At 66.6% G+C, this 12,137-nt stretch carries 10 protein-coding genes and 1 rRNA gene; 10 read left to right on the top strand and 1 reads right to left on the bottom strand.

Annotated features, from left to right (window positions below; translation table 11 throughout):
* The 5 genes from rrf to AB0L82_RS40195 form a co-directional block, all read left to right on the top strand.
* A 5S ribosomal RNA gene (gene rrf, locus AB0L82_RS40215) occupies nucleotides 1-86 on the top strand; the annotation flags it as partial.
* Nucleotides 87-185: 99 nt separating this feature from the next.
* The gene (locus AB0L82_RS40210) at nucleotides 186-2,318 is read left to right on the top strand and encodes a hypothetical protein (protein WP_364649523.1); all 2,133 of its coding nucleotides are present in this window, start codon (nucleotides 186-188) and stop codon (nucleotides 2,316-2,318) included.
* A gap of 314 nt (nucleotides 2,319-2,632) precedes the next feature.
* Entirely contained in the window at nucleotides 2,633-4,678 is a 2,046-nt protein-coding gene (fusA, locus tag AB0L82_RS40205; protein WP_364649520.1) for an elongation factor G, read from the top strand.
* 133 nt (nucleotides 4,679-4,811) lie between these two features.
* Entirely contained in the window at nucleotides 4,812-5,237 is a 426-nt protein-coding gene (locus AB0L82_RS40200) for an SRPBCC family protein (RefSeq protein ID WP_364649517.1), read from the top strand.
* Entirely contained in the window at nucleotides 5,230-5,694 is a 465-nt protein-coding gene (locus tag AB0L82_RS40195) for a MarR family transcriptional regulator (protein WP_364649514.1), read from the top strand. Before AB0L82_RS40200 ends, AB0L82_RS40195 begins: the two co-directional genes overlap by 8 nt.
* 1 nt (nucleotide 5,695) lies before the next feature.
* On the opposite strand, the gene AB0L82_RS40190 is transcribed toward AB0L82_RS40195, so the two are convergent.
* Nucleotides 5,696-6,520 (bottom strand): GNAT family N-acetyltransferase, encoded by an 825-nt coding sequence (locus tag AB0L82_RS40190; protein WP_364649540.1) that lies wholly within the window; start codon nucleotides 6,518-6,520, stop codon nucleotides 5,696-5,698.
* Between the two features lie 133 nt (nucleotides 6,521-6,653).
* Here AB0L82_RS40190 and AB0L82_RS40185 point away from each other — a divergent pair, with 133 nt between their 5' ends.
* The 5 genes from AB0L82_RS40185 to AB0L82_RS40165 all read left to right on the top strand — a co-directional run bounded on the left by AB0L82_RS40185 (nucleotide 6,654) and on the right by AB0L82_RS40165 (nucleotide 12,135).
* On the top strand, nucleotides 6,654-7,292 hold the full coding sequence (locus AB0L82_RS40185; protein ID WP_364649511.1) for an HAD family hydrolase: 639 nt from the start codon (nucleotides 6,654-6,656) through the stop codon (nucleotides 7,290-7,292).
* 134 nt (nucleotides 7,293-7,426) lie between these two features.
* Entirely contained in the window at nucleotides 7,427-8,587 is a 1,161-nt protein-coding gene (locus AB0L82_RS40180; RefSeq protein WP_364649508.1) for an ABC transporter substrate-binding protein, read from the top strand.
* Nucleotides 8,588-10,423: an ABC transporter permease gene (locus AB0L82_RS40175; protein WP_364649505.1), complete on the top strand. Its 1,836-nt coding sequence runs from the start codon at nucleotides 8,588-8,590 to the stop codon at nucleotides 10,421-10,423.
* 52 nt (nucleotides 10,424-10,475) lie between these two features.
* A complete protein-coding gene (locus tag AB0L82_RS40170; RefSeq protein ID WP_364649502.1) occupies nucleotides 10,476-11,327 on the top strand; it encodes an ATP-binding cassette domain-containing protein in 852 nt (283 codons plus the stop codon).
* Nucleotides 11,317-12,135 (top strand): ABC transporter ATP-binding protein, encoded by an 819-nt coding sequence (locus tag AB0L82_RS40165; protein ID WP_364649499.1) that lies wholly within the window; start codon nucleotides 11,317-11,319, stop codon nucleotides 12,133-12,135. Before AB0L82_RS40170 ends, AB0L82_RS40165 begins: the two co-directional genes overlap by 11 nt.
* Nucleotides 12,136-12,137 lie beyond the last annotated feature (2 nt).

The raw sequence follows: 12,137 nt of genomic DNA, 5'->3' as shown, positions 1-12,137 counted from the left end.
GTCCCATTCCGAACCCGGAAGCTAAGGCCACCTGCGCCGATGGTACTGCACTCGACAGGGTGTGGGAGAGTAGGACACCGCCGGAACATCATTCGCGAAACCCCCTGACTTCGGTCAGGGGGTTTCGTCGTTTCCGGACCTTTTATTGGGTCGCTGATCCCGCGGCATGCTGCGAAGATCCTTGAATGAGTGGGGATCTCGAAGCGCTGATCATTCGTCGCACCTTCCGGCTGCCCGAGGTCGAAGGACCGGCGGGCGATGGGGCGGTAGCGGCGAGGCAATTCGACGCGGTCCTGATGTCATTGGGGTTCAAGCTCTCCGGTGAATTGTTCGCGCGGCTTTCGGGTCTGGCGGCCGGGTCCGTCATCGATACCGCGGTGCGGGTGCTGCCGATCATGCGCCGGCTGGTCGGTGCGCACGTCGAGCACAATGTCTACTTCCGGGACTTCCCGAAGAACGTTCCGGACACCCTCGAGTTCTGGACCGAATGCCTGCGCGGGATTCTCGATGTCGGCGATGTGCTCATCCGCCCGGTGAATCTGCTGGCGCTGCCCACGTACGGGTCCTATCAGCATGATTACGCGGAGATGGTGGCCGCGCACGATGAGCTGATCGCGAGCGCGGGGGACCGGGTGACCATGCTGCACGCGGGAGCCGTTCTGGCCGAGGAGGTTTCGGCGCTCTATCTATCCATGGCGAGCAGCGTGACGCCATTGAGCGAGGAGGATGTCGCGGTATTGCGCGAGCTCGCGCTGCACTGTGCGACGGGCCCGCAGCCGACCTTCATTCCGGTGCGTGAGCATCGCGCCATTCTCAATGAGGTGCGCCTGGCCGCCGGTGCGGACCTGCTCGTGGACACCGTGACCGATGTGCTGCGGCTGGCCTGCCTGCTTTCCGAGGGTGATGTCTCGCTGCGCGAGCGCACCCGATTCCGTAGTTTCCGCCGACCCGTGCGGCGCGCCCTGCTGGCGGCGCTGGACGCGGTGGTCGATGAGAATCCGGCCAAGCTCGGTGATGTGGGCGCGTACCGCGAACCGTGGAAGCGGCTCGGTGAGCGGCTGCATCCGCACGAGTACCCGCGGTTCATCTGTGCGGCAGAGGTTTTCGCGGTCGCACGCGGTGAGGTCCGGGTGCCCTCGTTCGCCTCGCGGGTGGAGCGGTTGCTGGCTGACGGTGATGTGGCGGGTGCCGCGACGGTGCTGCGGTCCGCGCCCGGTCTGCTGTTCCGTTCGCTGGATCATCTGCTGCGCAATGCCTTCGGGGATGCGGAGCAGCAGGAGGTGCTGCTGGCGCTGGATTCGGTCATTACCGAGGTGTCGGGCCGGGTGCTGCTGTCGGTGCGTGAGCATCTGGACAATAGGGGTACCGGTGCGCGGCGGATCTTCGCGCATCGATCGGGCCGGGGGTTGTCGATACCTGATATGCGGTATCCGATCGAGGCGGAGGTGCTGGATCTGGTGCGGCAGCTGATCGATGCCGAGATCACCCGGCGGTTGCCGGTCGGCCTCCGTGTGGTGGTGGACCCCGACATCGTCGAGGTGGCGCTGCCATTGAGCGGCAAGGGGATCAGCGGTGGCTTCGGCATGTTGCCGCGCGGTTCCATCGCGCCGGTGACGGCTGATCTGCTGCGTTTCTTCGTGTACTGGAAGGAGCGGGCGGAGCGGACCGATTTCGATCTGTCGGCGGTGCTGCTGGATCGGGACTTCGGGGCGTGCGGATGGCTGTCGTACACCAATCTCACCGAGCTGGGCGGGACGCATTCCGGCGATATCACCTCGGCCCCCGACGGTGCGTCCGAGTTCATCGATATCCGCCTCGATCTGGTGCGGGCCGAGATGGTGCTGCCGCAGGTGAACGTCTACTCCGGCGAGGGCTTCGAGGAGGTGCTGGAGTCGTTCTTCGGCTATATGGCCCGGGACGCGTATCAGCGGGGTCAGCCGTTCGAGCCGACCACGGTGCGGGCCAAGTCGGAGTTGCGCGGCGCGGGCCGAATCGCGCTGCCGCTGGTGTTCATTCGCGCCGCGGACGGTTGGCGGGTGAAGTGGCTGCACCTGTACCTGTCCGGCTCGCCGAACTTCAATCGGGTGGAGTCGAACCATGTGGCGACGTCCGCTTTGGCACGGGCGGTGGTCGAGCGCGACTACCTGCATATCGGCTATCTGGCCGGTCTGCTGTCGGCCGATAACGAGGTGACGCTGTGGGACGGCGGCCCCGTCACCGAGCCGGTGACCTTCATCGGCCTGGCCCGGCCGGAGGGGCTGCCCGCCGGTTCGCAGGTCATCACCCCGGAAAATCTCAGTGACGTGATCCCTGCCTGACTGCTACCGTTGCACGCGGTGCGGCCATGGAGATGCTTCCTTCTAACTTCTTTTCCAGATACCAGTGTCTCCGCTTTCCGCACCGCACAACGTTTTTCGCACCGCACGGGTGCGAGCCAGGAAGGGAGCCGGATATGCGTGTCACGCGCACCGTCGCTGCCCGCCCTCGCTTCGAGGTGATCCTGGTGTCCTCGCCGGCTCGGTGCCGGCTGCGCGGCCGGTACTGAGTTACCCGGGCGACCCCAGATGTAGTTCTCGTCGTCACGGGAATCGCGCTGCTCTGTTCACAGAACCAGCACGAAGGACCAAAGACCGTGCGTACCAATGTTTTCCGACAATCTCTCGATCGTGTCCGCAATCTCGGCATTCTCGCGCACGTGGATGCGGGCAAGACGACCGTCACCGAGCGGATGCTCTTCCTCACCGGGATGACGCATAAGACCGGTGAGGTGCACGACGGCACCACCGTCACCGATTTCGATCCGCAGGAACGCGAGCGCGGCATCACCATTTTCGCCGCGGCCGTGGCGTGTGAATGGAATGACCACCGGTTCACAGTGATCGATACGCCGGGGCACGTGGACTTCTCGGATGAGGTCGAGCGGTCGCTGCGCGTACTCGACGGTGCGGTAGCGGTTTTCGACGCCGTCGCCGGTGTCGAACCGCAGAGTGAATCCGTATGGCGGCGGGCGGACCGGTACGGCGTACCGCGAATCGCGTTCGTGAACAAGATGGATCGGGTCGGGGCCGATTTCACCGCGGCCGTCGATTCGATTCGCGATCGCCTGCATCCGCTGGCGCTGCCGGTGCAATTGCCGATCGGCGCCGAGGACGGATTCACCGGTGTGGTGGATCTGGTGCGCATGCGGGCGCTGACCTGGCCCGCGCGCACCGTGGTCGCCGGTCCGATTCCGGACGAGCTGGCCGAGGCCGCGCGCAAGGCCCGGTTCGCGCTGGAAGAGGCGGTGGCCGAACAGCATTCGGGTGCGCTGGAGGAGTTCTACGCGCGTTCCGGGCTGTCGGACGCCACCCTGGTGCGGGCATTGCGCGAGCTCACCCTGACCGGTGCGGTCGTCGCGGTGCTGTGCGGTGCGGCGTACCGGGATATCGGGGTGGAACCGCTGCTGGACGCCGTCGTCGACTATCTGCCTTCCCCGCTGGATCGGCCTCCGGTGCGCGGGGACGGTTTCGAGTTGGCGGCGGATCCGGCGGAACCGCTTGCGGCACTGGTGTTCAAGGTGCAGGCGACGGGTACCGGGCGGCTCACGTTCGTGCGTGTGTACGCGGGCACGCTGCGTAAGGGCATGCAGGTGCGTGATGCCGGTACCGGGCGAATCGAGCGGATCGGCCGCATTCTGCTGGTGCAGGCGGATCGGCACGAGGAACTCCAGGAGGCCGTGGCGGGCCGGATCGTCGCGGTGATCGGGCCGAAGCAGGCGCGGGCCGGGGCGACGCTGTGCGCACCGGACGCCACCGTGCTGCTGGAGCCGCCGACGATCACCGAGCCGGTGGTGTCGGTGGCGGTGGAGGCGCGCACCAATGCCGAAACCGAAAGACTGGCAACGGCTTTGGCGCGCATGGCCGAGGAGGATCCCTCCCTGGTGGTGCGCACCGATCCGGAGTCGGGCCAGACCCTGCTGTCCGGTGTCGGCGAACTGCATCTCGAGGTGGCGGTGGAGAAGATCCGCCGCGATCGCGGTATCGAGGTGGCGGTCGGCCGTCCGCAGGTGGCCTATCGGGAGACCGTGCTGCGCGGGGTGTCCGGGTTCCGCTACCGGTATGCCAAGCAGAACGGTGGCCAGGGTCAGTTCGCGGATCTGGTGATCGATGTGGAACCCATTCACGTCGATGCCGAGAAGGTCGATGCCGCAGGCGGTTTCGAGTTCCGTTCGACGGTGGTCGGCGGCCGCGTGCCCGCGGAGTACGTGCGGGCCGTGGAGGCCGGTTGCCGCGATGCGCTGTCCGACGGTCCACTGGGCGGGCATCAGGTGCTCGGCGTGCGGGTCACCCTCACCGATGGTTCGACCCATCCGGTCGACTCCTCGGAGCGTTCCTTCCGCCTCGGCGGCCGGGCCGCCCTTCGAGAGGCCTTGCGCGCCAGCGAGATGGCACTGCTGGAGCCGCTCGTGGAGCTGACGGTCACCGCGCCGGAGGAATCGGTCGGTGCGGTGCTGGGGGATATCGCGGCCCGGCGCGGCCGAGTCCTGGACTCGGTAACGCGGGGTTCGACCGTGGTGGTGACTGCGACCGCGCCACTGGCCGAGGTGTTCGGTTACGTGACTCGTTTGCGCAGCCGCACGCAGGGCCGGGGCACGTTCACCAGTCGTCCGCTCGGCTACGACCGGGCACCGGCTCGATAGGTGATGGGTGGCCGGTCCGCTGTGGCGGACCGGCCACTCTTTTTGTCTCGGGTATTCGCGCTGCAGGATTGATTGTTGTCACGACTACGGTTACTGTTGTCGCAACAACAGATAACGCCTCGAGGGGGCAGCCATGATGTACTCGTTCACCGAAGAAGCCGTGATCACGGGTGATATCGACCGGATCTGGGCGGTGGCGACCGATGTCGCGCGCTGGTCGGAGTGGGATCCGCACCAGGAGAAATCGCGCATCGACGGCCCCTTCGCGGCGGGGACCACGGGGTGGGTGAAGCCCAAGGGCGCGCCCGCCGGGCCGTTCACCATCACCGATGTGCGCGCCGGAAGTTCGTGGACCAGCCAGGCGGGTATTCCGTTCGGAAAGCTGCGCGGCCACCGCACCTACGAGGCGCTCGGTGACGGCACGGTGCGGGTGGCCGAACGGGTGGAGGTGCACGGGCCGTTCGGGCCACTGTTCAGACTGGTGTGGGAGAAGGGGATGCGCGCGGATATGCCGCGCACGTTCGAGGCCCTGGAGAAGGAGGCGCTGCGGCGTGAGTGATGCTGGTGCGGGCGGATCTCGCGGGGTGCCCCGGGGTCCGCTGATGAGTCCGGGTTTCTGGCTGCATCACGCGGCCCTGGAGTGGCGGGCGACGCTGGAGCGGAATCTGCGGCCGCTCGGGCTGACGCCGACGCAGTTCAATCTGCTGGCGTCGGCGGGCTGGCTGGGCCGGGAAGGGGAATTGCCGACGCAGCAGCAGGTCGCCGATATGTCCGGCGCGGATCGCATGATGGGGTCCAAGGTGATTCGCGTACTGGAGGAGCGCGGACTGCTGATCCGCCGCACCGATCCCGCCGACGCGCGCGTGCTGCGCATCGAAATCACCGCCGAGGGAAAGGAATTGGCCCGCAAGGGCATCCAGACTGCGGTCGACACCGATCAGCAGATCTTCGGTGACTCCGGTGCGGGACTCCGCGATCAGCTGCGACCCATTGCCGCACACCGGATTCCGGACTGAGCTACTTCACCAGGATGGCCCGGGTGTAGAGCAGGGAGAAGCCGCGCCGCTGGGCGTTCTGCTGCGATTTGGAACCGGGCTGGGTGGTAATGACGGCGATATCGCAGCCCGCCACCGCGGCCTCGGTGAGCCGGGCGGACAACAACGCGGATTGAATGCCGTGCCTGCGATGCGCGGGAAGTGTTGCCGCGCCGGTCAATTGCGCCACACCCTGGGACATGCGCATGCTCGCGCCGCCCGCGATGGCATCCTCGTGCACCGCTACGTAGCGTTGCACTCCGGCGGCGGCGGTCAGATCGCGCATGGCGTCGGCGATGATCTCGCGCGGGAACTCCTCGTGCGAGGCGACGCCCTGGGTATCCGGGTGGGCGAAACCGTCTGCGATGATATCGAGCCAGATATCGAATTCCCCTGTGCCGCTCGCCCGTACCTCGACGCCCGCGGGGGTTACCGGTTCCGGTGCATCGGTCAGATCGATGCCGAGCACGTTCTCGAAGGAGATGAGCCGGTAGCCGCGCCCGGTGAGCAGTTCGGCGATACCCGGATCGCCCAGGTGTGCCAGTTCGACCTGTACGGGGGTGTCGCGGACGGCGAATTGCTTTTCCACCGCATCGAATTCGTCCGCGTCCGGCACGCCCGCGAAGCCGAGACCGGCGACTTTATTGAGCGGTGAGCCCATATCGGCGAAGGAGGCGACCCCGCCGCCGATCGGGATGACGAAGCCCGCTTCACCGCCGAGCCGGGCGTTCGCCGCCGCGCTGCCCGTGGCGATCAATTCCGTCTCGACCCGCTCGATGCGCGCGCCGAGTTCGACGGAGCAGAACAGGGGTCCGTGTTCGCTTGCCATGGCGTCGAGCCTAGTTCGGCGGGCAACCGGTTTTCCGGACCTTTCGAGGACGCGGTGACCGCCCGGCCCGGCTGGGTTCGGGGCCGTGCCGACCTGGCCGTATGGTCGGGTGGTGGCTTTTGATCACGTGGCCGACGGCCCGAACGGACTTGTTGTCGGGTTCGACCTGGATATGACGCTGATCGATTCCCGGCCCGGTATCGCCGCGGTTTGGGATGCGGTGGCCGCCGAGACCGGTGTGCCGATCGATTCCGAGCTGGTGGTGTCGCGATTGGGTCCGCCGCTGGCGGTGGAGGCCGCCGAATGGTTCCCCGAGGCGCGGGTGCCGGATGTGGTGGCGCTGTACCGCAGGCTCTATCCGGGATTGGCGATCGCGCCGAGCGATGACCTGCCGGGTGTACGGGATTCGCTGACCGCCGTGCACGCCGCGGGCGGCAAGGTGCTGGTGATCACCGCCAAGAACGGCCCGCACGCGCAATTGCATCTCGATCATCTCGGGCTCGAGGTGGACGACCTCGTCGGCGGGGCGTGGGCGGAGGAGAAGGGCGCGGTGCTGCGTGAGCACGGCGCGTCCATCTATGTCGGTGATCATCTGGGTGATGTGCGCGCGGCCAAGGTCGCGGACGCGTTCTCGGTGGCGGTCACCACGGGACCGTATGCGGCCGAGGAGCTGTCGGCGGAGGGCGCGGATGTGGTGCTGTCCGATCTCACCGAGTTCCCGGCGTGGTTGCGGTCTCATCTAATCCGCTGAATCCCAACGACTCTGGGCTATTCATCCTACTTTTGCCGTCACGCTGATTCGAACGGTTTTCGCGCCGCGCGCGGATCGATACGTTTGCGCTCCCATACTCCGGCTGGGGAGTCGGTGGAGTGCAGAGGAATCAGATGAGCAAGCAGTGGTCCGGGTCGCGCCGGCTTCGGGTTTTGGCGGGGGTCGCGTCCGCGGCCATGGTGGCGGCGCTGGTGTCGGCCTGCGGCGGTTCGTCATCCGACAGCGGCGTGGACACCGTGTATTTCGGTGTCTCGGGACCCAAGACGGGCGCGTCGGCGGAGTACGGGCGGCTGTGGCAGCAGGGTTTCGACCTGGCGCTGGAGCAGGTCAACGCGGCGGGCGGCATCAACGGTAAGAAGGTCGCGCTGAAGTGGGAGGATTCGCAGTCCGACCCGAAGCAGACGGTGCCGATCGCCACCAAGTTCGTCGGCGACAATTCCATCATCGCGGAATTGGGCGACTTCTCCTCGCCCGCGTCGATCGCGGCGTCGCCGGTGTACAACCGCGGCAAGCTGGTGCAGTACGGCTTCACCAATTCCTCGGTGGATTTCACCAAGGGCGGCGATTATTCGTGGAGCCCGTCCATCACCCTGGATGTTTTCCAGGAGCGCAATGCGCAGTGGGTGCAGGCCAAGGCCAAGAAGGTTTCCGTGGTCTACCTCGAAACCGATTGGGGTAAGCAGGCTTTCCAGTTCTTCCAGCAGTCCGCGAAGGACAAGGGCATCGAGATCGCCTACTCCTCGTCGATTCTGCCGGATTCGCAGGACTTCCGTCCCGTGCTGATCAAGGGCCGCGATGCCAATCCGGACGCGTTCGTGCACCTGGGTTACGGCCCGGACGGCGCGCTGATCGTCAAGCAGCTGCGTGATGTCGGGTACAAGGGGCAGTTCTTCGGCGGCCAGAACACCCCGCAGTTCATTCAGCTGGCCGGGACCGCGGCCGAGGGCGATATCGTGAACGGCATTTTCGCGCCGACCGATACCAGCCCGAAGGTGCAGGACTTCGTCACCAAGTTCAAGGCCAAGTTCGATACCGATCCGGGCGACTTCAACGTGTACGCCTACGACGCGATCAATGTGCTGGTGAAGGCCGCCAAGCACGGCGGGGCCACCCGCGAGGGCATTCTGAAGGGTCTGCGCGAGGTCAAGGATTTCGACGGTATCGGGCTGGGCAATTCGTTCGCCTTCGATCAGCAGACGCGTCGGCCGAGCGGTGTGAAGCCGATCGAACTGCTGTTGAAGAACGGCGCTTTCGTGCCGACCGGTAACAAGTAGATGTTCGACACGCTCATCGCGGGTCTGGTCCACGGCAATGCGTACGCGCTCATTGCCGTGGGCATCACCCTGATCTTCGGGGTCAGCAATGTCATCAATTTCGCGCACGGCGCGATCTTCGCGTTCGGTTCGGTGCTGGGCTGGTGGCTGATCGCCCAGCACGGGCTGCCGCTGTGGTTCGCGCTGATCGTGGTGGTCGGGGTGACCGCGCTGGTCGGCGTCGGCATCGATGTGCTGGCGGTGCGGCCGCTGCGCCGCGCCCCGGCCATCGCGGCCCTGCTGGCCACCGTGGCGGTCGGGCTGATCATCGAGAACGTGGTGGCGCTGGTGTTCGGGCCGGAAACACGGCCGTTCCCACAGGTGCTGTCCACCAATAACTTTCAGCTCGGCGGGGTGCGGTTCGGCACCTCGGACGTGGTGATGTTCGGCATCACCGTCACGGTGATGGCCGGGCTGTGGGCCTTCCTGCGGTTCGGGCGGTACGGGCTGGCGATTCGCGCCACCGCGCAGGATCCGGACGCGGCCGCGCAAATGGGTATCAGCGTCGGGCGGATTCAATCGCTGGCGTTCGCCATCGCGTCCGGACTGGGCGGGCTGGCGGGCATCTTTGTCGGGCTCTACAACTCGAATATCTCCCCGACCAGCGGCGGCGTCGTGGGCATGACGGGTTTCGTCGCCGCGACCATCGGCGGGCTCGGCTCGATTCCCGGTGCGGTGCTCGGCGGTTTCGTGCTCGGGCTGGTGGAGGCGTTCGGCATCTACACCTTCGGGGACGGGTACCGGGATCTGATCACCTTCGGACTGCTGGTGGTATTCCTGGTGCTGCGGCCGGGTGGTTTGCTGGCGCGGCCGCCCGCCATCGAATCCGAACCGCTGACCGGGACCTTCCTGGGCTCTGGGCGGCAGTGGCGGATTCGGTGGTGGCATGCGCTGATCGCGTTCGCCGTTGCGGGACTTGTCATTCCGGCGCTGTCGAATGACTACGGGATCTCGGTGGGGACGCAGATTCTGGCGTACGCCATCATCGCGGTGTCCATGACGCTGGTCGCCGGATCGGCGGGTCAGCTCGCCATCGGGCAGGCGGGGCCGATCGCGATCGGCGCGTATACCTCCGCGGTGCTGACCGTTTCGCACGGCTGGGCGTTCCTGCCCGCCATTCTCGTGGCGGGAATCGTTGCGGCCGTGGTGTCTTCGGTGCTGGCCGCACCGCTGTGGCGGCTCGGTGGACACTATGTCGCCATCGCGACCCTGGGCATCGGGATCGTGACGGTGGCGCTGATTCGCAATTGGGAATCGGTGACGCGCGGCAGCTACGGCATCTTCGGAATCCCGTCGCCGGAGCTCTTCGGAGTCGAATTCACCACGCACACCGAGATTTTCAGGCTGGAGCTGGTGGTGCTGGCGATCACCCTCGCGGTGATCCTGGGTGTGCAGCGGTCCCGGCTGGGCACCGCCATTCGGGCCATCGGCGCGGATGAGGTCGCGGCGCGCTCGGCCGGTGTACCGGTGCGGGATTACAAGGCGCTGGCCTTCGCGCTGGCCGCGTTCTTCTCCGGGATCGGCGGTGCGCTACTGGCGCACCAGTATTCGTACATCGATCCGACCGTATTCAACCTGCCGATGTCACTGCTGGTGGTGACGATTCTCGTACTCGGCGGCACCGCCTCGCCCTACGGTGCGGTGCTCGGCGCGGCCGTGCTGATCGGCGTTCCGGAGGCGCTGCGGCTCGCGCCCGAATTGCGGATCGTGCTCTACGGCCTGGTCCTGCTACTGGTCGTGCGGTTCCGGCCGCAGGGCATTCTGGTGAGGGGGGAACGTGTCCGAGTCACAGCCTGAACCGGTACTCGCGGTGCGCGGTCTACGGCGTTCGTTCGGGGGTGTGAAAGCTGTGGATGGAATCGAATTCACCATCGCACCCGGCGAATTCGTCTCGATCATCGGACCCAACGGGTCCGGGAAATCGACAACGGTGAACCTGATCTCCGGGGTTTTGAAGCCGTATGGCGGGGATATTCTGGTGCGGGGCAAGCGAATTCGCCAGGGACGGCCGGAAGCTGCTGTGGCGGCGGGTATCGCGCGCACCTTCCAGAACGGGCGGGTGTTCGGCAATATGACCGTCCGCGAGAATGTGGACGTCGGCTTGCAGACCACCCTGCGGGCGTCGCGCCCACTGCGCGCCCTCGCCGGAATTCCCCTGCTGCGCTGGATATCCCTGCTCGCCGAGGTCTTCGTCGCGCTGGTCCCGACCCCGGCCGCCCGCGCCGAGCGCAAGGCCACCGCCGAACGGATCGACGCGCAGATCGCTCGCTTCCAGGAGCGGCTCGGCCCGCGCGCCGACGATCCCGCGTACACCCTGTCCTACGCCAATCGCCGCCGCACCGAGATCGCCCGCGCCCTGGCGCTGGAACCCGATCTGCTGCTGCTGGACGAGCCCGCCGCGGGCATGAATCAGACCGAGACCGCCGAAATCGGCAGGCAACTCGCCGAATTGAAGGCGCATGGTCACACCGTGCTGCTGGTCGAACACAAAATGGACCTCGTCCACGACCTGTCCGACCGCGTGCTGGTACTCGACGAGGGCCGGGTCATCGCCGAGGGGACTCCGGCCGAAGTGCTCGCGAATCCCCGGGTGATCGAGGCGTATCTCGGCCGCAGCCGGGCGGGGAAAGACGTGTCGCCCGATGACCCAGCGAGCGACACATTGCCAACCGATGGAAAGGTGACCGCCGATGTCGGATAGCGCTGCGGCCGATGTCCTCGAAGGTGGCCCGGGACTCGGCAAGCCCACCGCGGCGATCGGTGAGAAATTCGACGAAACCGTCGTGCCGATTCTCGAATTCGACCGAGTTGTGGTGCATTACGGAGCGTCACGGGCTTTGAACGAAGTGTCGCTGCGGGTTCGGCCGGGGGAGATCGTTTCGCTGCTGGGTGGCAACGCCTCCGGGAAGTCGACCACGATGAAGACCGCCCTCGGGCTGTTGAAGCCCAGTTCCGGCACGGTGCGCATAGACGGTGTGGACGTGAGCACTACACCGCCGTCGGCGCGAATCAAGGCCGGGCTGGCCTCGGTTCCGGAGGCGCGCCGTGTCTTTCCCGCCATGACCGTCGAGGAGAACCTCTTCGTCGGCGGCTATATCCGTAGGGAGCGGCGCTCGGTGCTGGCCGCGCGGGCGGCCGAGATGTTCGAGCATTTCCCGCGTCTGGCCGAGCGTCGCACCCAGCGCGCGGGCACGCTGTCCGGCGGTGAGCAGCAGATGCTGGCCTTCGCCCGCGCGCTCATGAGCAAGCCCCGGCTCATCTGCATGGATGAGCCGACCATGGGCCTTTCCCCGAAATTCGTGGATCGGGTGCTCGATGAAATCGCCCGGCTGAACCGGGAATTGGGCCTGGCGATCCTGATCGTGGAACAGCAGGCCGAACTCGCGCTCAGCATCGCGCACACCGCGAATGTGCTGCGCACCGGCGAGATCGTGCTGCACGGCCCGGCCGAGGAACTCATCGACAACCCGGCCGTCCGCGACGCCTACCTGGGTAAGGCGACGGCGTGAAC

Source organism: Nocardia sp. NPDC052001 (assembly GCF_040680615.1).
GTDB lineage: Bacteria > Actinomycetota > Actinomycetes > Mycobacteriales > Mycobacteriaceae > Nocardia.
Note: the sequence above shows the minus strand (reverse complement) of the source record. Positions and strands in the feature narration are given on the sequence as shown.

Coding starts and splice junctions, on each gene's coding strand:
- AB0L82_RS40210 (WP_364649523.1), top strand. CDS start 186: ATGAGTGGGGATCTCGAAGCGCTGATCATTCGTCGCACCTTCCGGCTG.
- AB0L82_RS40200 (WP_364649517.1), top strand. CDS start 4,812: ATGATGTACTCGTTCACCGAAGAAGCCGTGATCACGGGTGATATCGAC.
- AB0L82_RS40180 (WP_364649508.1), top strand. CDS start 7,427: ATGAGCAAGCAGTGGTCCGGGTCGCGCCGGCTTCGGGTTTTGGCGGGG.
- AB0L82_RS40175 (WP_364649505.1), top strand. CDS start 8,588: ATGTTCGACACGCTCATCGCGGGTCTGGTCCACGGCAATGCGTACGCG.
- AB0L82_RS40165 (WP_364649499.1), top strand. CDS start 11,317: ATGTCGGATAGCGCTGCGGCCGATGTCCTCGAAGGTGGCCCGGGACTC.